The organism is Gracilibacillus sp. JCM 18966 (genome assembly GCF_055392695.1).
Genome location: NZ_AP043883.1, coordinates 4,085,883 through 4,105,159, shown reverse-complemented (window position 1 = coordinate 4,105,159; position 19,277 = coordinate 4,085,883). Strand labels below are relative to the sequence as shown.

The window sequence follows — 19,277 nt, the reverse complement described above, 5'->3', positions numbered from 1 at the left end:
AGAGGTTAACCTTACCCGCTATATTTATTTATTCTGCTGATTCTTCTTCTGTTGTTTCTTCCGTTGTTTCTTCTGTTTGATCTTCTGTTTCCCCATCATCTTCAGCACAAGCTGTAAGTACACCTACTGAAAAGATAGCTGCAGCGAAAATAGATAACCATTTCTTTTTCATCCTTATCCCCCCTTTCTATCTCTTCTAACTATTAATACCATAAATTCAAATAAAAAATGCGGTTTTTTACAATCTTTACCTATTTTTTACATCTGATTAATATTCCTGTGCAGTAAACTCGCATTCCCTCGTCCTTTAGCGGGCGCGTTAGCTTTTCTTATCCTTTGGACTTCAACATTTTCGCTTCGTCACATTACTTCCTGCTAACATATTAGAAAAACTAGGCATTCGCTCGTTCTTTGGCGAATGCCTAGTTTTACTTATACTTGGTTCCTTAAAATTTCAGCTACGTCGAAACGCTACTGTGTAGAAATTTTATACTTTCCTAACGTACAAAGAAAAGGATAAGCGATACCCGCTTATCCTTTAGATGTATATTGTCACGGCGTTAACCGTTACTCGCATTATTGACTTTCTTCTGTTTCACCAGTACCTAAATTCCCTTCCGCATCGCTACCGTCTTCTGCTGCTCCATTTTCTTCCATCATTCCATCTTCTGCTGCGGGATCCTCTTCCCCAGCTGGAGCATCTTCTCCTGTTGCAGGATCTTCTTCCCCAACGGCAGGATCATCTCCTGTTGCTGGTGCATCCTCACCTGTTGTTGGAGCCTCGTCTTCAGTCGCTGGTGCCTCTTCTGTTGGGGTATCGTTTTCGTCTGCTGGTGCTTCCTCATCACTACCACATGCTGCTAACATTCCTACAGATAGTACAGATACTCCTAATAACGATAATAATTTTTTTGTTTTCATTTTCAAACTACCTCCTTAAAATATCAATCACTTCATGCATACCCAGCTAAAAAATAGATTAATCCTAAAATGCTAACATTTTATATATCTTTAACATTCTTTAAATAATAGTAAAAGTTTTGCAATGTTTTAGATATAATGTGTTCACTTTGTCATTTTCTTCTTTTTCAATCATCTGTTGAATATACATAAACAGGGGGTGGAGAAGTTGAATGAGATGAATGTGATTAAACAATACTGGATGGATAATTACCGAAATGGAGCCTATCCACTACGCCAAAAAATGAGGATTCATCAGAAATATAATAAAAAAGTAAAACAAATTACCGTTTCTGGAAAGCAAATGATCCATTACGCTGATCAACAAAAGGAGAAAGTAGTATATGAGCTCCACACCAAATATCTTATCGAGGATCACGATAATTTATATCATGAGGAAGAAAGTGATCGCCGTGTGGCATTGCTTAAAGATAATGAATTATTGGAGGATCAACGTATGGAAAATGGTCCTAGCATAACTGTTGTTCAATCTTCACGTTATGCCAATGATCAGGACATAAGGTTTTCATATGACAGAAGAGCTGCAGTTCAATATGCTGAACGTTGGTGGAATAGTGCCAATCCTCAATATCGTTACTTTGAAAGTAATGATTGTACGAATTATATCTCTCAGTGCTTGAGGGCTGGGGGCATGCCTATGCATGGAATGCCAAATCGCTCAAAAGGCTGGTGGTATACAGGAGAAAATTGGAGCTATAGCTGGTCGGTTGCTAATGCTTTAAGATGGTATTTGAGTGGTTCAAGTAATACAAAAACGCTAGCTGAACCTGTCGAGCTCTTACCAGGTGATGTGATCTGTTATGATTTCCAAGGTGATGGAAGGTGGGATCATAATACGATTGTCGTAGCAAAGGACAGCCAAAATATGCCTCTTGTTAATGCACATACGAATAACAGTAGACATCGTTATTGGACATATGAGGATTCTGCTGCATGGACACCTAATTGTCAGTATCGGTTTTTTAAGATTGGCTCAGAATAAAGTGCAATATGAAGAAATTATGGTATAATAACTAAGCATGAAGCATGTTTAGAGGTGAAAATAAATTGGCAGTCCATGTAGTATTATTTCAACCAGAGATTCCGGCAAATACCGGTAATATTGCGAGAACATGTCTCGCGACAAATGTACAATTACATTTAATACGTCCATTAGGATTTTCAACAGATGATAAAATGCTAAGACGTGCAGGCCTAGATTATTGGCATGATGTTACGATTCATTATTATGATGCATTACAGGAACTATATGAAGCTTATCCTGACGGCGAATTTTATTATATCGAAAATTTTGGCTCCAAATATTATTCAGATTTTGACTTTAGTGATTCATCTAAGGACTTATTTTTCGTATTTGGTAGAGAAACAAATGGGATTCCGAAGGAGCTACTAGTCGGAAAAGAGGACTACTGTCTACGAATTCATATGACAGATAAGGTGCGTTCCTTGAATTTATCCAATACGGCAGCAATTATTGTGTATGATGTTATGAAGCAGCAAGGATTTCCAGGATTAACCTAAAGGCTGAAATATATCGAAATAGGAAGGTGAGAATCCGAAAATCTTCGGATTTTTCCTTTTTACAAAAGAAAAACTACTAATGAGAGTTTCATTAGTAGCACCATTTCTAATCATTACGTCCTGTTATAATAATGTTTTTCATCATCTCTTTATTAGGATACTGTACTTTTTCGTATTGCTGGCATACCCTCTCTGTATCATATGGGACCCGGACATGACTAGTGGAGAATGCACCTTGATGAAGCTCTACGATGGCATATGAAGCCTGTGATATTCCATCAAAAGGCAGGCCAACACTTCCCAAATTAAGGATGGTTTTTCCATCAGCCACTCGCTTATATGCTTTATGAATATGCCCGTATAAGTAAAGATCGGCTGGTTTTATTTTAGTTAGTTTTTCAACTAACTGCTGATCAGTGGCCTCAGGTAATACCACTTCAAATAAACTTGTTGGTGTTGCATGAAAGGCGTGTATAGTAACAAGCTCCACCTCAAGGAATAAATCTGTAGGTAGGTGTCTTAAATAATCCATATCCTCTTCATCTAACTGTCCTACCGTCCATTTTTGCTCCTCTTGCATGATAGAAAGCGCTTGGTCTGGTACCTCTCCTTTTTCTACACCTCTAAGGATCCATTCATCGGCATTTCCTTTTATTACTTTTGTATCTAGAGAGCGGATCATTTCTAGTGCGCGCTTTGGCTCAGGACCACGATAAGCAATGTCACCAAGTACAATAATTTCGTCAACCTTTTGTTGGTGAATATTCTCTAAAACTGCTTCGAGTGCAACCGCATTCCCGTGAATATCGGAGATAAATGCTATTTTCATAAGTATCACCTCAACTCCATCATAATTCAAAGCAAACGTAGTTCCAAGTATAAGCAACGATTTTGACTAGAATTCGAAAAAAGAATTATAATGAGAATAGGAAAACTATGAATTTAGGTTTTACAATCTGATAAAAAGGGTATAATTTTATAGATGAGAGGGAGGTATGGAAATGTTCTCATTTATGACAAGTGAAATACCATCTTTTATTAAAATCGAATTAGAAAAATTATTCCATAAATTAAGTCCTCTAATGAAGAAAAATACGAAATACATGATGTTTGCAATGCCTTTATTATTTATTTCTGTGTTTAATTTGATTTTCTTTCTATTTTTCGGTGGATTCGAAAGTGGTATGACGGCCATTATATTAGTGTATGCATTAATGGCAGCAGTAGGAATGGCACTATATAAAGAAACTAAGTATATCAAGAAAAAAATCCTTGCACTAGAGGTAGAACATATTGTTACAAGAATTGAAAAAAGCGAAGTAATGAATGATTATAAGAAGAAGGATTATATTTCGCTTATAAAAAACCAACCAAAGATTGGTATCCAGACATTTATGAACTTCTTAACAGAGGAACATGAAAGAAGAAAAATGATGCAAGAATAAAAGTCACTTTCGAAGTGGCTTTTTTATTTGCTTGATGAAAGGTTTTAATAGGGTGAATTTCCTATTTTGTACAAGTTTAGGTTGACATAAAAGGTAAATCATGAGAATATATACATGCGTTCTTTATAAAGAATGAAGTGTTCATTATAATAATTAACAAAAAACAGAGAAGCACAATGGACTAAGAGAAAGTCTTTTGCGGAGAGGGGGATTTTAGTGGAGAGTGCATTAAGAATATTACATGTTGTTGAGGAAATGAAAAATGGAGAAAAAGAAGCTTTCCTAATGAATGTGTATCGAAAAATAAACAGAAAGAAAATTCAGTTTGACTTTTTGACAACTGGGGATGGGGAATTTGATAACGAGATTAGACAATTAGGTGGACACATTTACCGAATACCAAGTCTATCGGAAGGATATTTAGCCCATAAACGATCATTGAGACAGTTCTTTAAGAAGCATCGGTTCTACATAGTTGTACATAGTCATTTAGATCAATGGAGTACCTTTGCTCTAAGAGAAGCAAGACGTGTAGGTATTCCGGTTAGAGTAGCACACAGCTATCAGAATGCAAATGATGGCTCTTGGAGTCTAAAAATGCGGAAGAATATTGTCGGTTTATTTATTTTATTTCTGGCGACCGATTACTTTGCATGTTCGACAGATGCTGCTAAATGGTTGTTTAAATGGAAAGCTGAAAAGGCTGTGCTGATGAGAAATGCGATCGATCTAGAAAGGTTCTGTTATTCGAAATCAACGAGAGAGGAAATGCGCGAGCACCTATTGTTAACAGAACGAGAGTTTGTAATTGGTCATGTTGGTGAGATGACAAAGCAAAAAAACCATTCTTATCTATTGGATTTATTCATTGCATTCAGAAGAAGAATTCCACAAGCAAGATTAGTGCTTGTCGGAGATGGTCCATTACAAAGAGAGATCGAAGAAAAGATAGATCAATATAAAATAAAAGAATATGTCCATATTTTAAACAACGAAGAAAATCAATGGCAATGGATTCAAGCATTTGATGTGTTTGTTTATCCTTCCCTCTACGATGGTTTTTCAACATCACTGATAGAAGCACAAGGTACTGGAGTTCCGATTCTAGCGTCTGATACGGTTACAAAAGAAGTAGATATGGGCTATCAATTAATTGATTATATTTCCATTGAGGAAAAATTATTATGGCTAGAGAAAATCGAAAGGATATACAGCGAAAGAAAGCGAATCCAGGTAAACCAAGCAACATTATTAGAAAGTGGATTTGAGCTTAAAAATCTTGCACATGAAACTGAACAAAGATATTTAGAGCTACGTGATGAACGAATATAAGGTGAAAAGATCATTAGAACAGAGGTACTAAAAATGAAGATTGGTAGGAATATAAGTGACATTCGCAAGAAAAAGAACATGACATTATCAGAATTAGCCGAAAGAGCGAATATATCAAAATCTTATTTAAGTAATCTAGAAAGAAGTTCAAATGGTAACCCGTCGATACATATTGTTGAAAAAATAGCAGAAGTATTACATGTCGATGTTTCTACATTACTAGGGGAAGAAAAAGAATCTCTCGTTGCGGAAAAGGAATGGAATGATTTTGTTTATGAATTGAAAAAGCTTGGAATTGATCGACCGAAATTGGAAGAATATAAAGTCCTATTTGAGTTTATTCGTTGGAAAAATAAGCAATCCTGTCAAGATGTTGGCGATTATGATGGCATTGCCAATCAAATACAAGGAATGGAGTCAAACGATGAAAAAAATTTTAATGGTGATTGATCCGTATGATCCTATTCTCTCTATCCAACAGATAAAGTCCATGTTTCATTATCATTATAAGGAAAAAGATCAAGTATATGTTCAAATGATGGAATACCATCGTGGTCTTTACGAATATTTAAAAGATTATGCGAGTGTCTTACCTCCTCTTAACTTAAGAAAAAGTAATAAAAAGGATGAATCTAATAACCAGCATTATTGGCAGTTTAGCTTTGTCCCATTGACAATTCCAAGGAACATTCGTATCGCAAGCTACAATTACCCGAGTATTACAGCTGTTTTTTGGAATCATTTAAGTCCGTTGATTCAGCTGGATAGAAGAGTGTATGATCATGTCCTGGTTTTTTCACAAGGAGTATCCGTTTTTTATGTAAAAGAAAAAATAGAAACAGCGAAAGTTACTTATTATCTTCATGTGATATCTCCATTGATAGACCTGAGAGAAGAGTTGCCAAATTGGCGATATATCACCAATTCATTTTCTTTCTATCATTGGCAAAAGACTTCGGGTGTCAATGTATTGTATCAGAGAGATAACCATCAGCTGGAAATGGTGCTAGCGGCAGCAAAAATTGGCGAAGGTTTTTCAGATAGAGGTGGGATGAGAATTCTTTCACCTGGTAACTGGTCCACTCCACAACAGCTGGATGAATTTATTCACATTTGTCGGGTAATCAAGAAGAAAAAGTTATCTGTTAGATGGTATTTATATGGCAACACCCCGTTCATCTATCAGATCATAGAGGAGATCCATAAATATCAATTACAGAATCAAATCGTCTTGTTAGGGGAAAAGCATAATCTTTATCAATATTTAAAGCAAGCAGATTTTTATATGGAATGGGAAGAGGGACAACATTCCCTGTTGTCAGAAGCCATTCTTCTCGATAAACCAGTATTATCCTTGGGTTTAGTTAATCCGTGCGTTCGTTATTTAGAAGAAAAAGTACTCTCATATGAATTATTACAAGTAGTCACTATGTTTCGACAACATATACAAAAATAGACAAAAAAACAAAAAGTTTGACTTAATGTTCTTTTAAAAGAACGAAAATGCTTTATAATATAAAAACATTAGGAAAAATAGTCATACATGAGGGAATGTGAATCATACTAATGTAAAAAGGAATAATAATAGTATGAAATGAGTAAATGAAAAACTGGAGGAAGTCAAGATGGTAAAACATACAGTAGTAGTTGCAGAAGCACAAACGCTATTCAGAGATATGATAACAAGCTTTGTTGAGGATATGGAGGAATTTAGCGTCATTGGAAAGTTAACTAATGGCCAAGAGGTGATAGACTTTATTAAGCAAAAGGAAGTACGCCCATTTCTTTGCTTGTTGGATATACATATGCCTATCATGGATGGTATGGAATGTGCAAAAAAGTTAAAGGAAATTTATCCAAACATTAAAATTGTCCTATTATCTGCCTATGAAGATGAAGAATCGATTGAGCGGGTTTTGTCAGTTTGTGCGGATGGGTATATTTTAAAGAGCTCTAGTTTAGACGAATTTAAAGAAACGTTACGATTTATTATCGATGGAAAATTTGTTGCTCCACAAAAAATGGTCCATCATTTTGCCAAAAGGTTAGATAGCTTATTAAAGATGGAACGTGAAAGCTCACTTCACTATATAAAAGAGCATTTTAATCATCGAAAAGACTTTAATAAGAGAGAATGGCAAATCATTCAATTAATGAAAAAAGGCTGGACAAACCGAATGATTGCGGAGCATTTAGGAATAAGTGAAGGTACCGTAAAGAACTATTTATCGATTATTTACAAAAAATTAAATATCAAAAGTCGCGTAGAGCTTTTAAAAATATTATCTGAAATGACCGGATAGATGCCTACATTTTTTCTCGATAGGCTCTAGGTGAGATGTTATATTGCTTCTTAAATACTCGATGGAAGTAGGAATAGGAACCAAATCCACAGTTTAGCGCAATATTTTCTAGTGTCATCGTCGTGTATTTCATTTGGTTAATGGCAGTAGATATTCGAATAGATTGAGCATATTCAATAATTGTCGTTTGCAGATGTTCTTTAAATAAGTGAACACACCTCGATACACTTAGATGACAATGGTCAGCTACATCTTGCACCTTAAATCCTTGTTTTGTTGCATGCTCTTCGATATATCTCATCATTCTTGTGATGATATATGGGCGATGAATATCACTAACTTTTCGATCAATAGACCTTTCTAAGGAAACACACAATGCACTTAGCAAATACTGGTTAAGTTCACTGTTTCTTTCTTTAAGAGGTCTTCTTTCCTCAATAATTAGATGGTGCCATAAATCCAGCAGTGTATCATCTAAGTGTATCTTTGAGAGGGTTGGTGCATGCCTGAAACGTTGATCGATCCATTCCCCCTCACAATATAAGTGAAAATCTCCACTTTTTTGTTGTTCTCCAACATAAAGCTCATATGTTTCATTTGGTTTTACGATCAATAGATCCCCTTTTTCGATTGGGTGTTCTTTTCCTCCAACCTTCACTTGTGCGGTACCATCAATCTGTAATCGAAATAAATAGGATACATACCGAGATTGATGAGAAGTATTGTACGCATAATTGTGATAAGAATATCCACAAAAACCTATTTTCATTTTTTTCATCCTTTTCAACCATTGATTTTAGCAAAATAGTTCATGTATTCATTATATCATTTATGTTCAAGGCGACAATAATCTACTAGTATATAATCAAATAAGAAAGGTGAGGAGGAAGAATAGTGAAAGTATTAGTATGGAACGAAAATCGACACGAAAAACAAAACGAAGAGGTTGCCAAAATCTACCCTGAAGGTATTCATGGTGCGATTAAGCAGTTTCTCGAAGCAGATGATGTGGAGGTAAATACGGCAACTTTAGATGAACCAGATCATGGCATAACAGAAGAAAAGCTGTCAGAAACAGATGTTTTAGTATGGTGGGGACATATGGCTCATCATGAGGTGAAAGATGAAATCGTTAACAAAATCCATGAACACGTATTAAATGGAATGGGACTTGTCGTATTACACTCTGGTCACTTTTCGAAAATCTTCAAAAAGCTTATGGGAACAAGCTGTGATCTAAAATGGCGCGAAGCAGATGACAAGGAGCGTATGTGGGTAGTAGATCCGACTCACCCAATTGTGGACGGAATTGGTGAATTTATTGAAATCGATAAGGAAGAAATGTATGGCGAGCATTTCGACATCCCTGCCCCAGATGAGCTAGTATTGGTGAGTTGGTTTGAAGGTGGAGAGGTATTCCGCTCAGGATGTACGTATCGCAGAGGGAATGGCCGTATATTTTATTTTCGACCAGGTCATGAAACTTATCCTACTTATTACCATAAAGATGTGCAAAAAGTAATTCAAAATGCGGTTAGATGGGCAAAGCCTGTTGGTAGAGAGTATCCAACATACGGTAATGCAAAACCATTAGAAAAAATCGAACCAAAATCATAAGTTGAGGAGAGGATAAATATGAGTTTATTAAAGGTTGCTGTTATTGGATGTGGAAGTATTGCCATTCATCGTCATTTACCAGAATACAATGCGAATCCAAATGTTGAGATTGTTGCGGTTTGTGATGTGATTGAGGAAAGAGCGCAGGAAGCAGCGGAAAAATACCAAGCAAAGGCGTACACGGATTATAAGCAGGCAATTACAGAAAGTGATGCCGATTTAGTCAGTGTTTGTTTACCAAATTACCTACATGCCCCTGTTTCCATTTTTGCTGCTGAAAATGGTAAACATGTGCTTTGCGAAAAGCCAATGGCGACATCTGATGAAGAGGCAAAGCAAATGATTGCTGCAAGTGAGAAAGCTGGCAAAAAACTAATGATTGCCCATAATCAGCGTTTTGTAGCTAGTCATCAAAAAGCACGAGAAATCATCGCGAATGGCGACCTAGGTAAAATTTATAGCTTCCGCACGACATTTGGCCATGGTGGACCAGAAGGATGGAGTATTGACGGAGCAGATAGCTGGTTCTTCCGTAAAGAGGAAGCGTTTATTGGTGCGCTAGGGGATCTAGGTGTTCATAAAGCAGATGTTATTCGTTACATCCTTGATACAGAGTTTGTGGAAGTAGCATCCATGATTGAATCATCGGCAAAGGAAAATAGCGATGTAGACGATCAGGCTGTTACGATTTTGCGTAGTGAAAAAGGCATTATCGGAACATTGACGGCAAGCTGGGCTTATAAAGATGGGGAGGATAACTCCACAGTGATTTATGGGGAAAAAGGAAATCTTCGATTGGAAGATGATCCAACATATAGCCTTATCGCACGTTTTACAGATGGTACAAAGGTAAATTATGATCTAGGTCAAATCCAAACAAATGATAGTGGTGGGCAAACATCATCAGGTGTGGTAGATCATTTTGTTCATAGTGTATTAAATGATACAAAACCACTTATCGATGGAGAAGAAGGCTACAAATCATTGAAAATCATTTTAGCAGCATTAGAGGCAAATGAATCGAAGAAGAATATCTCATTATAAGAAAGGAGCATTCTGATGAAATTAGGTGTGTTTACCGTGCTTTTTGCAGAAAAAAGCTTTGAAGAAATGCTAGATCATGTGAAGGCAAATGGGTTGGACGCTGTGGAAATTGGAACAGGTGGATATCCAGGAGATGCTCATTGCAAAATAGATGAGCTTTTAGCAGATGAAAAGAAACGAGCAGCTTACTCCGAAGCAGTGAAGGATCGCGGCTTAACGATAAGTGCCTTTAGCTGTCACGGAAATCCGTTAACACCAGATCAAGCATTTGCTAAGGAAAGTGATATAGTTTTAAGAAAAACCATTGAGCTAGCTGGTTTGATGGGGGTGCCTGTTGTCAATACGTTTTCTGGTACTCCTGGAGATCACGAAAATGCGAAAGCACCAAACTGGCCAGTAGCCCCATGGCCAACAGAGTATGCAGATGTTTTGGAATGGCAATGGGAGGAAAAACTCATCCCTTATTGGAAAGAAATTGGGGAATTAGCAGAAAAGCACCAGGTCAAAATTGGGATTGAATTACACGCAGGATTCTTAGTACATACCCCTTATACAATGTTGAAACTAAGGGAAAAAACAAGCCCTGCAATTGGTGCAAACCTTGACCCGAGTCACTTATGGTGGCAAGGAATTGATCCAGTTGCTGCTATCAAAATTTTGGCGAAGGAAAATGCGATTCATCATTTCCATGCAAAGGATACGTATATTGATCAAGACAATGTAAACATGTATGGTTTAACAGATATGCAGCCATATGGTAATATCCAAACAAGAGCTTGGAATTTCCGCTCTGTGGGGTGTGGGCACAGTCTCCAAGACTGGTCTAATATGATAAGTGCCCTAAGAACATTTGGCTATGATTATGTGATTAGTATCGAACATGAAGATCCAATTATGTCCGTTGATGAAGGATTCACTCGAGCTGTCCAAAACTTAAAGGCAGTCAATATTACCGAAAGCCCCACAGATATGTGGTGGGCATAAGAAAGGGATGAAGAGAATGGGAAAATTACGAGTAGGCTTAATCGGAGCAGGTGGAATTGCAACAAGTGTACATCTTCCAGCTTATCATAGTGTATCGGATCAAGTAGAGGTTGTAGCGATTGCTGATGTGGCTTATGAGAGAGCGAAGCAAGTTGCTGAAGAGAAAGGTATCCCACATGCCTTTGATCAATATGAAAAAATGTTAAAGGAAGTAGAGCTAGACGCGGTGAGTGTATGTGTTCCTAACAAATTTCACAAGGATGCGACCATCGCAGCCCTTCAGGCTGATTGCCATGTTCTATGTGAAAAGCCTCCTGCTATGAACCAGCAAGAAGCAAAAGAAATGGAGGATGCTCAAGCTGCTTCAGGAAAATTATTAATGTACGGCTTCCATTATCGTTATCAAGCGGAAACACAAGCAGCGAAACGTTTTATTGATGCAGGTGAACTTGGTGAAATTTATGCAGGACGTGTTCATGCCATTAGACGACGTGGAATCCCTGGATGGGGAGTGTTTACAAATAAGGAATTACAAGGTGGTGGCCCACTAATCGATATTGGTGTCCATATGCTTGATACAGCATTATACTTAATGGGGTATCCTGAACCTTCCGTTGTCTTAGGCCAAACCCATCAACAGTTAGGTACGAAGAAAGGTGTCGGATTATTAGGAGCATGGGATTACGAGAATTTCACAGTAGAAGACATGGCGATCGGAATGATCACTTTTAAAAACGGTGCGTCACTCGTGTTAGAATCAGCCTTTGCTGCGAATGTGGAAAAAAATGATCTGATGCAAGTTTCCTTAATGGGTAATCAGGGTGGTGCCGATATCTTTCCATTAAAGATGTACCAGGAGAAGCATGAGACGCTACTTGATATTACACCAGCTTATTTGCCAAAGGTAAATGCTCATGAAACAGAAATTCATGTTTTTGTAGCGGACTGTCTAGCTGGAAATGTCACAGGCGAGTATGCGAAGCAAGGGACGAATATCCAAAAAATCATTGACGGACTTTATCAATCAGCAGAAACAGGTAAGGCTGTCAATCTATAAAAAGGAGAGATCAACACATGGGGAAAATTGCTATTCAATTATATTCTGTTCGAGAACATACAAGTAATGATTTTTTAGGTACGTTAAGAAAACTGGGAGAGATGGGATATGAAGCGGTCCAATTTGCTGGATTTTTCGATACACCTGCAGAAAAGTTAAAACAAGTAATGGATGAAGCAGGGCTTGTAGCTGCTGGCAGTCACATGCCATTTGATTCCTTAGTCGGAGATCAGTTAGAGGCATCGCTTGAGTATAACCGTACGATTGGTAATGAGCTAATTATATGTCCGATTTTACCAGATGAGTATCGTAGTGATGAGGCTGCTTATTATCGAGCTGCTGAGGAATTGGATGAAATTGGTCGTAAATGTAGAGAAGCAGGCTTTACGTTTGCTTATCATAATCATAATATGGAATTCTTTGATCTAGGAAATGGTAAGCGAGGCTTTGATATCATTTTTGAAGAAACAAACCAAGAAAATGTGAAGGTAGAGCTGGATTGTTACTGGGCAACACATGCAGGAAATGATCCACTACAAGTAATCGATGCATATAAAGGACAGATCGTCTCCCTGCATATTAAGGATATGACGGTGGAGAATGGTGAAAAACGAAGCATCGAAATTGGGAAAGGATCATTAGATATTGCTACATTATGGCAAACAGGGGAAAAAGCAGGAGTCAATTGGTACGTTATTGAGCAAGAAAAATTTGATGGCGACCCATTGGATAGTGCTAGAGTCAATGTAAGTAAATTAAAAGAAGTCATCGCTAATACTCGATCTTAATGATCGAGTATTTTTACTAGTTAATGTTTTATTATTCTAAATTAGGGTATAAGTAATTATAATGGTAAATTGCCGGGGGTGTTTTAAATGTTGAAAAACTTGTTCAAGAAAAAAGCAGAGAATACAGAATTGGTTGCACCAATAACAGGGAAGGTGATTGCTTTAGAGCAGGTGCCTGACCAAGTCTTTTCTCAGAAAATGATGGGGGATGGAGTGGCTATAGAACCATCTAGTAATGAAGTAGTATCACCAATCGACGGTGAAATAGTAGATGTGTTTAAAACAAAGCATGCCATTAGTTTGAAAGCAAATAATGGTGCTGAGATTTTAATACATATGGGCTTAGAGACGGTGGAGCTAGATGGTGAAGGGTTTGAAGTAAAAGTGAGCAATGGTGATAAAGTCGAGAAAGGTGATCCAATTGCTGTATTCCATACAGACATTATCGCGGGAAAAAATTACCAAACAGTTACACCAATTATTCTGTTAAATGGTGATGAGTATACAGCGGATCAAAAAATTTCGGACGAAGATGCGAAGGCTGGAGAAACCATATTATTCGAACTAAAGAAGAACTAAAAAATAGACTCTCCTCTATTAAAAAGAAAGAGTGATAGCTATCCCTGCTCTTTCTTTCTTAACCTCAAAAAAGTTTCCATTCCGAAAAAATAGTAATGTTTGTTTTAATAGTCCTTATTTTCCAATAAATTCAAAAACAGCATACTTTTTTCAAATGAAACATTTATACCATTTTTACATTCATTGGTATGTATAGAATGTAAGCAGTAACAAAAATTACTCAATCATTCGGGTGATCATTTTTGACCATTTGATGTTTCGTTTTCATGATAAAACTAGGACTTATTTACGTTGATAAAACAGGCGAGATTTCCTATATCATTTTTCAATAATTATGGTTTAATTGGATATAGTTAACTTTACCTATAAATGTCTGGAAATGTTTGAATTCAAGGTATTTTAGCGTTTTTTGGATGAAGTTTTATATCATGATCATTTTTAGGTAGATAGTCGAAGTTCATTTTTTTGCATGTAAGTTTTATTAATTAACGGGGGAATCATTGCTGTGAATCTTCATATGAAAATAATTATTATACTAGGGGTTCTATCGCTAGTCTTTATAAGTGGTGGATTGTTAAAACTAATGATGTAATCAGAGGGGGGTGTCACCATGAAGAAGCTGCGATTGGTCCTATTTGATCAAGAAATAGAATACATAGAATTGTTTGCAAACTATATAAGAAGTTCTGATTATGCGCAACGGTTTGATGTGAAATTATTTTCACAAGAAGAGCATTTTCAACAATACATAAACAATGGGGAACCAACTGATATATTGCTCGTATCAAACGATCAATCCATTCAAGAGTATCCTCAAATTGAGTCTATTCTATATTTGGTGGAAGATATGGTGGACGAAAGTGACGTAGGGCAGCTTTTTAAATATCAACCATTAAGTCAGCTGCTTTCCAATGTACTTACCTATCATTATGAACGAAATGGAAAGCGCGAGAAGAAAAAGATCCAAAAGACAGATGGTGAAACGAAAATTATTTCCGTCTTCTCGGCAACAGGAGGTACTGGAAAAACCACCACTGCCTTTCACTTAGCAAAACAGATGAAAGAAGAAGGGTTAGAGGTATTCTATTTGAATCTAGAATTAGTGAATAGTATTGCATTGCTTTTTGATGTGGAGGACAAACCATCCTCATCACCACTTTTATATTATTTGAAGACAAATGCTGATCAATTACAATCCAAGCTTAAAGATTTGATTGTAGTGGATAGAGATACATCCGTTCCTTTCTTTTATTTTCACCCTAGTGCGGAAGAAATGCTTGATTTGAGTGAGCAGGAAATTAATCTTTTACTAGATACATTAACACAGCTCGAAACCTATCATTATATTGTGATCGATTTGGAAAGCGCCCTTGATCCAATTGAACTTGCTGCATTAAAGAAAAGTGATCAAGTATTATGGTTACTCTCCAATGATATGTATAGCTTTCACAAAACTAGCTATCTATTAGAGGAATTACACGGGCTTTTAAATGATGGTGCATTTAGTGATCGAGTGCAGCTTGTGTTAAATCGATATACAGGAATGATTGATCCTAAATTAGCCGATTCAGGTATCGAGATTGATGGCTATCTTCCATATATTCCGGAATGGAAACAATTAATTACTAAAGAACAATTAGAAAATCCTGTATTTAGTGAATATGTGGACAAATTGATTCGCTCCTTCTCAAGGGTAGGTGTGTAAGGTGGATCTAGATGAAAAGTTAGTGAATTCAACGATTGAGCATGTCCGCGATGTCTTAAATGAAAGGCAATCCATGAAGGACGAAGAGCTACAAGAATATATTGAATCTTACGTCTTTGTGAAGGCAGATGAGAATCGATTAACCTCGAAGCAAATGAAATGGTTAATCGAACGCACATACAATGCTTTTCGTGGATTAGATGTGTTGCAGCCATTGATTGATGATCCTGCAATAACGGAGATTATGATCAATAACCATGATGAAATTTTTATTGAAAAAAACGGGGAAATATATGAGAGTAAGGTGCAATTTGAAAGTTCGGAAAAGCTAGAGGATATTATTCAGATGATTGTTGGTAAAGTGAATCGTACCGTTAATGCTTCTTCTCCTATTGTAGATGCTCGACTCCAGGATGGTTCTCGTGTCAATGTGGTCCTACCACCAATTGCACTAAAAGGACCAACGATGACGATCCGTAAATTCCCTGAAAGACCACTCACCATTGAAGACTTAATTCAGAAAAACTCGATCACAGAAGATGTTGCGGAGTTTCTAAAACAGCTAGTTCAAGCAAGATACAATATTTTTATTAGTGGAGGAACCGGCTCAGGGAAAACAACCTTTTTGAATGTATTGTCTAATTTCATTCCGAAGGATGAGAGAATTATAACGATAGAGGATTCTGCCGAACTACAAATCAAGAGTGTGCCAAACCTCGTAAGTCTTGAAACAAGAAATGCGAATACAGAAGGTAAAGGTGAAATTACCATCCGAGATCTAATCAAATCCTCACTGAGAATGCGGCCTGACCGTATTGTAGTTGGTGAGGTTCGTGGTGTGGAGGCATTAGACATGCTACAAGCGATGAATACAGGTCATGATGGCTCCCTATCAACAGGACACGCCAATTCAACGATTGATATGTTAAGTCGTCTAGAGACAATGGTGTTAAGTGGTGCTCATTTTCCAATTCCTGTTATAAGACAACAAATAGGCTCTGCTATTGATGTGATGGTTCATTTATCGAGATTACGTGATCATTCAAGAAAAGTTGTAGCTATCAGTGAAATAACAGGTATTGGAGATGGACAAATTCAACTTACACCTTTATATGAATTTAAAGAAGAAGGCGAAGGTGCCCATGGCAAAATTATTGGTGCACTTCAGCCGACTGGAGAAACATTACAAAATAAACTGAAGCTAGAAATGGCTGGTATGAAAGTTTAATAAAGGGGTGATTCCAATCGAAATTTTTATTATAGCCATCATAGCGTGTATTGTTACTGTCGTTATCTTATTTATACTCGATAAGAAAAAACGTGGTAGTAAAAGTGCTGAGTCAAAGAAAGAAAAAAAGAAAAAATCCTTCACTTTCGCAAAAGCAGTGAAAGAAGAACCAACTACAGAAAACGGTATGTTGGATTACAATGTGTATACCTTTAAATGGCATGAATATCTGCTCATTGCCCTTACAGCTGGTGCCGTACTATTTGTGATTGGATTTATATTCTATCAAAATGTCATTTTAGCATTATTATTCTCTTTCATTGGTTTCTATTATCCAAAAATAAGAAAGAAGAAATTAATTAAAAAACGTAAGGCTGAATTAAGCCGTCAATTCCAACAAGCGCTTTTTTCCTTATCCTCTTCTTTAGTAGCTGGTAGATCGATTGAGAATGCCTTTCGAGAGGTTACAAACGATTTATATTTACTTTACCCTGGTAAGGAAACGCTAATCATAAGGGAATTTGAACAGATTAATAAACTACTGGAAAACAGAGAAACAATTGAAAGTGCTCTAGAGGATTTTAGTAGAAGAGCAGGTGTAGAGGATATTTCGAATTTTACTGATGTTTTCGTTACGTGTAAAAGAACGGGTGGCGATCTTGTCGAGGTAATTCGAAGAACGGCCAATATGATTAATGAGAAGTTTGAAATTCAACAAGAAATTTCCGTAATGGTTGCCCAAAAGCGATTTGAGTCCAATGCATTAGCGGTAGCACCTATCGGAATCGTTGCACTATTAACCTACTCCTCAAAAGATTACATGGAGCCGATGTATCAATGGTCAGAATTCGGACCTATCATTATGACGATTTGTTTAGGCATTCTAGTATTCTCTTTCTGGATTTGCCAACGAATAATGGATATCGAGGTGTAATAAAGAATGGTAATAAGTGCTATATTTTGCTGCCTATCTGTCGGTCTTGTATTAATATTTTTTATCCTAGCAGGTAGTCAATATAAATTGTTTATCGAAGAAAATAAAGCAGATTTCCAATTTTTATTTCTAGCCCCTGCTTCCTTATGCTTGATCGATCGGTTCAAATTAATGGAACGACTGTCATCGAAGATTGCCAATGTACAACAAAGGGTAGCGATTCTTTATTCGGCAGGCAAGAAAGTACCACAATATACAAAGATGTTCATTGCCCAAATTGTCTCCGTCATTATGTTGTGCCTAGCAGGTGGAAGTATTTTTGCTGTATTAAACGGTGGTGACAAGCGCTTTGTCGTCTTCGCTATTGTATTAGCGATCCTTATCCCTATTGTCTCGATTAAAAAGCTTGAAGAAAAGATGGATAAACGTAAGCAAGATATCATTATGGAACTACCTGAGTTTGCGAGCAAAATTGCATTACTTGTCAATGCTGGCGAAACCGTCCAACAGGCAATTGTTCGCTGTACGATGATGAAAGCAGACGTCAAACACCCTCTATATACGGAATTGACAGATGCTGTGACGAAAATAAAAAATGGTGACTCGTTTAATGGAGTAATGGAGGATTTCAGTAAGCGATGTGGTGTGCAGGAAGTATCTGTTTTCACTACTACTGTGTTATTAAATTACAAGCGTGGTGGGAATCAACTTGCATTGTCTCTAAGAGAATTATCTCGTGATCTATGGGAAAAGCGAAAAGCCATCTCTAGAAAACGTGGTGAGGAAGCTTCCTCTAAGCTTATCTTCCCGATGGTATTGATTTTTATCGCTGTACTTATTATTGTCGCATATCCGGCTTTGCGGATATTTTAATAGACAAACCATCCCTTTAAAGGAGGTGAGATTCGATGAATAAACTTCTAATGAAATTATGGACTGAAGAAGAAGGTTTAGGAACTTTGGAGTTATTATTAATTGTTGCTGTACTTGTAGGAGTTGCTATTTTGTTTGGTAACACGATTGTTGAGTGGGTACAAGATATTATCGAAGGCATTAACCCAACACCACCTTCTGTACCAAGTGGATCTTAATATTTAAATTTTTTATGAAGAAGGGGTACTATTTATGTTCCTTTCCTTTCACAAACATTGGAAGAGTTTTAAGAAAAGCGAAAAAGGGATGTTTACAATTGAGGCATCCCTCATCTTCCCAACGATCTTTATCGTAACACTTGCATTAATACTATTTAGTTTAGTCGTGTATGAAAAGGTAGTTGTTTATGAAAAAGCCCATTTAATTGCAGAGAGGACCTCTTTTACATGGGATAACAGTAAAAAAGATTTTGAAACAGGAGAATTTGCTGAGAATCAATATACAACCATGTCAGGTGGAGATGGATTATATTGGCGAACTAACTACATTGGGCAGCAAATAATTCAGAAATTCCTGAAAACTGGTGGTTTAGGTGGAGCGGCTGGTGCCAAAATGGAACGAGCACGAACAAACGGTAGCGCTATGTTTGCCAGTGGGGATGTTGAAATAGAGGAGCCTAGTAGTGTAGGCTTTGACCGAAGAATCAGAGTTACAGTATCTGGTAATCTAAAGCTGCCGGATTTTGTTGACTTTATTGCAGATGAGGATTTTGCTGTTACGGTTACAGCATCAGTGAAAGATCCAGTAGAACTAATCCGGACAACAGATTTTGTCATTTATTATGGAAAAGAAATTATGGGGTATATTGGAAGTCGATGATTGGTTA

Annotated in this window: 23 protein-coding genes; 19 read left to right on the top strand and 4 right to left on the bottom strand. The window is 37.0% G+C overall.

Going from position 1 to position 19,277, the window contains the following annotated elements:
- Positions 1-28 precede the first annotated feature (28 nt).
- Entirely contained in the window at positions 29-172 is a 144-nt protein-coding gene (locus ACZ5N5_RS19915; protein ID WP_181397440.1) for a hypothetical protein, read from the bottom strand.
- Positions 173-576: 404 nt separating this feature from the next.
- Positions 577-921 carry a hypothetical protein gene (locus ACZ5N5_RS19910; RefSeq protein ID WP_109983705.1) on the bottom strand — a complete coding sequence of 115 codons (345 nt, stop codon included), beginning with the start codon at positions 919-921 and terminating at the stop codon, positions 577-579.
- Between the two features lie 217 nt (positions 922-1,138).
- Here ACZ5N5_RS19910 and ACZ5N5_RS19905 point away from each other — a divergent pair, with 217 nt between their 5' ends.
- Positions 1,139-1,963: an amidase domain-containing protein gene (locus ACZ5N5_RS19905; protein ID WP_464373802.1), complete on the top strand. Its 825-nt coding sequence runs from the start codon at positions 1,139-1,141 to the stop codon at positions 1,961-1,963.
- 65 nt (positions 1,964-2,028) lie between these two features.
- Positions 2,029-2,502, top strand: a complete 474-nt coding sequence (locus ACZ5N5_RS19900; protein WP_054787190.1) for a tRNA (cytidine(34)-2'-O)-methyltransferase — start codon at positions 2,029-2,031, stop codon at positions 2,500-2,502.
- 106 nt (positions 2,503-2,608) lie between these two features.
- Here ACZ5N5_RS19900 and ACZ5N5_RS19895 read toward each other — a convergent pair whose 3' ends face one another.
- A complete protein-coding gene (locus tag ACZ5N5_RS19895) occupies positions 2,609-3,331 on the bottom strand; it encodes a metallophosphoesterase family protein (protein ID WP_464372989.1) in 723 nt (240 codons plus the stop codon).
- Between the two features lie 172 nt (positions 3,332-3,503).
- On the opposite strand from ACZ5N5_RS19895, the gene ACZ5N5_RS19890 reads away from it, so the two are divergent.
- The 5 genes from ACZ5N5_RS19890 to ACZ5N5_RS19870 all read left to right on the top strand — a co-directional run bounded on the left by ACZ5N5_RS19890 (position 3,504) and on the right by ACZ5N5_RS19870 (position 7,582).
- Positions 3,504-3,947 carry a DUF5392 family protein gene (locus tag ACZ5N5_RS19890; RefSeq protein ID WP_054859756.1) on the top strand — a complete coding sequence of 148 codons (444 nt, stop codon included), beginning with the start codon at positions 3,504-3,506 and terminating at the stop codon, positions 3,945-3,947.
- A 216-nt stretch (positions 3,948-4,163) separates the two neighbouring features.
- Positions 4,164-5,279 (top strand): glycosyltransferase, encoded by a 1,116-nt coding sequence (locus ACZ5N5_RS19885; protein WP_109983701.1) that lies wholly within the window; start codon positions 4,164-4,166, stop codon positions 5,277-5,279.
- Between the two features lie 78 nt (positions 5,280-5,357).
- A complete protein-coding gene (locus tag ACZ5N5_RS19880) occupies positions 5,358-5,729 on the top strand; it encodes a helix-turn-helix domain-containing protein (protein WP_464372988.1) in 372 nt (123 codons plus the stop codon).
- Positions 5,704-6,735, top strand: a complete 1,032-nt coding sequence (locus ACZ5N5_RS19875) for a hypothetical protein (RefSeq protein ID WP_464372987.1) — start codon at positions 5,704-5,706, stop codon at positions 6,733-6,735. Before ACZ5N5_RS19880 ends, ACZ5N5_RS19875 begins: the two co-directional genes overlap by 26 nt.
- A gap of 169 nt (positions 6,736-6,904) precedes the next feature.
- Entirely contained in the window at positions 6,905-7,582 is a 678-nt protein-coding gene (locus ACZ5N5_RS19870; RefSeq protein ID WP_054859759.1) for a response regulator, read from the top strand.
- 4 nt (positions 7,583-7,586) lie between these two features.
- Here the strand turns inward: ACZ5N5_RS19870 and ACZ5N5_RS19865 are convergent, their stop codons facing one another.
- On the bottom strand, positions 7,587-8,351 hold the full coding sequence (locus ACZ5N5_RS19865; protein ID WP_109983698.1) for an AraC family transcriptional regulator: 765 nt from the start codon (positions 8,349-8,351) through the stop codon (positions 7,587-7,589).
- A gap of 122 nt (positions 8,352-8,473) precedes the next feature.
- Here ACZ5N5_RS19865 and ACZ5N5_RS19860 point away from each other — a divergent pair, with 122 nt between their 5' ends.
- The 12 genes from ACZ5N5_RS19860 (at position 8,474) to ACZ5N5_RS19805 (ending at position 19,270) form a co-directional block, all read left to right on the top strand.
- Positions 8,474-9,199, top strand: coding sequence for a ThuA domain-containing protein (locus ACZ5N5_RS19860; protein WP_054787198.1), 726 nt, complete (start codon positions 8,474-8,476; stop codon positions 9,197-9,199).
- 18 nt (positions 9,200-9,217) lie between these two features.
- Positions 9,218-10,243 carry a Gfo/Idh/MocA family protein gene (locus ACZ5N5_RS19855; RefSeq protein ID WP_109983696.1) on the top strand — a complete coding sequence of 342 codons (1,026 nt, stop codon included), beginning with the start codon at positions 9,218-9,220 and terminating at the stop codon, positions 10,241-10,243.
- Positions 10,244-10,258: 15 nt separating this feature from the next.
- A complete protein-coding gene (locus ACZ5N5_RS19850; RefSeq protein WP_109983695.1) occupies positions 10,259-11,227 on the top strand; it encodes a sugar phosphate isomerase/epimerase family protein in 969 nt (322 codons plus the stop codon).
- Between the two features lie 16 nt (positions 11,228-11,243).
- Positions 11,244-12,284, top strand: coding sequence for a Gfo/Idh/MocA family protein (locus ACZ5N5_RS19845; protein WP_464372986.1), 1,041 nt, complete (start codon positions 11,244-11,246; stop codon positions 12,282-12,284).
- Positions 12,285-12,301: 17 nt separating this feature from the next.
- Positions 12,302-13,072 (top strand): sugar phosphate isomerase/epimerase family protein, encoded by a 771-nt coding sequence (locus ACZ5N5_RS19840; RefSeq protein WP_277679881.1) that lies wholly within the window; start codon positions 12,302-12,304, stop codon positions 13,070-13,072.
- An 87-nt stretch (positions 13,073-13,159) separates the two neighbouring features.
- Complete coding sequence (locus ACZ5N5_RS19835) at positions 13,160-13,651, top strand: PTS sugar transporter subunit IIA (RefSeq protein ID WP_464372985.1); 492 nt, start codon at positions 13,160-13,162, stop codon at positions 13,649-13,651.
- 610 nt (positions 13,652-14,261) lie between these two features.
- Positions 14,262-15,356 (top strand): AAA family ATPase, encoded by a 1,095-nt coding sequence (locus tag ACZ5N5_RS19830; protein ID WP_054787200.1) that lies wholly within the window; start codon positions 14,262-14,264, stop codon positions 15,354-15,356.
- Between the two features lies 1 nt (position 15,357).
- Positions 15,358-16,584, top strand: coding sequence for a CpaF family protein (locus ACZ5N5_RS19825; protein WP_464372984.1), 1,227 nt, complete (start codon positions 15,358-15,360; stop codon positions 16,582-16,584).
- 7 nt (positions 16,585-16,591) lie between these two features.
- Positions 16,592-17,518, top strand: a complete 927-nt coding sequence (locus ACZ5N5_RS19820; RefSeq protein ID WP_464372983.1) for a type II secretion system F family protein — start codon at positions 16,592-16,594, stop codon at positions 17,516-17,518.
- Positions 17,519-17,524: 6 nt separating this feature from the next.
- Positions 17,525-18,391, top strand: coding sequence for a type II secretion system F family protein (locus ACZ5N5_RS19815; protein WP_109983691.1), 867 nt, complete (start codon positions 17,525-17,527; stop codon positions 18,389-18,391).
- A gap of 35 nt (positions 18,392-18,426) precedes the next feature.
- On the top strand, positions 18,427-18,609 hold the full coding sequence (locus tag ACZ5N5_RS19810; RefSeq protein WP_054787202.1) for a Flp1 family type IVb pilin: 183 nt from the start codon (positions 18,427-18,429) through the stop codon (positions 18,607-18,609).
- Between the two features lie 88 nt (positions 18,610-18,697).
- Positions 18,698-19,270: a hypothetical protein gene (locus ACZ5N5_RS19805; RefSeq protein ID WP_464367853.1), complete on the top strand. Its 573-nt coding sequence runs from the start codon at positions 18,698-18,700 to the stop codon at positions 19,268-19,270.
- Positions 19,271-19,277 lie beyond the last annotated feature (7 nt).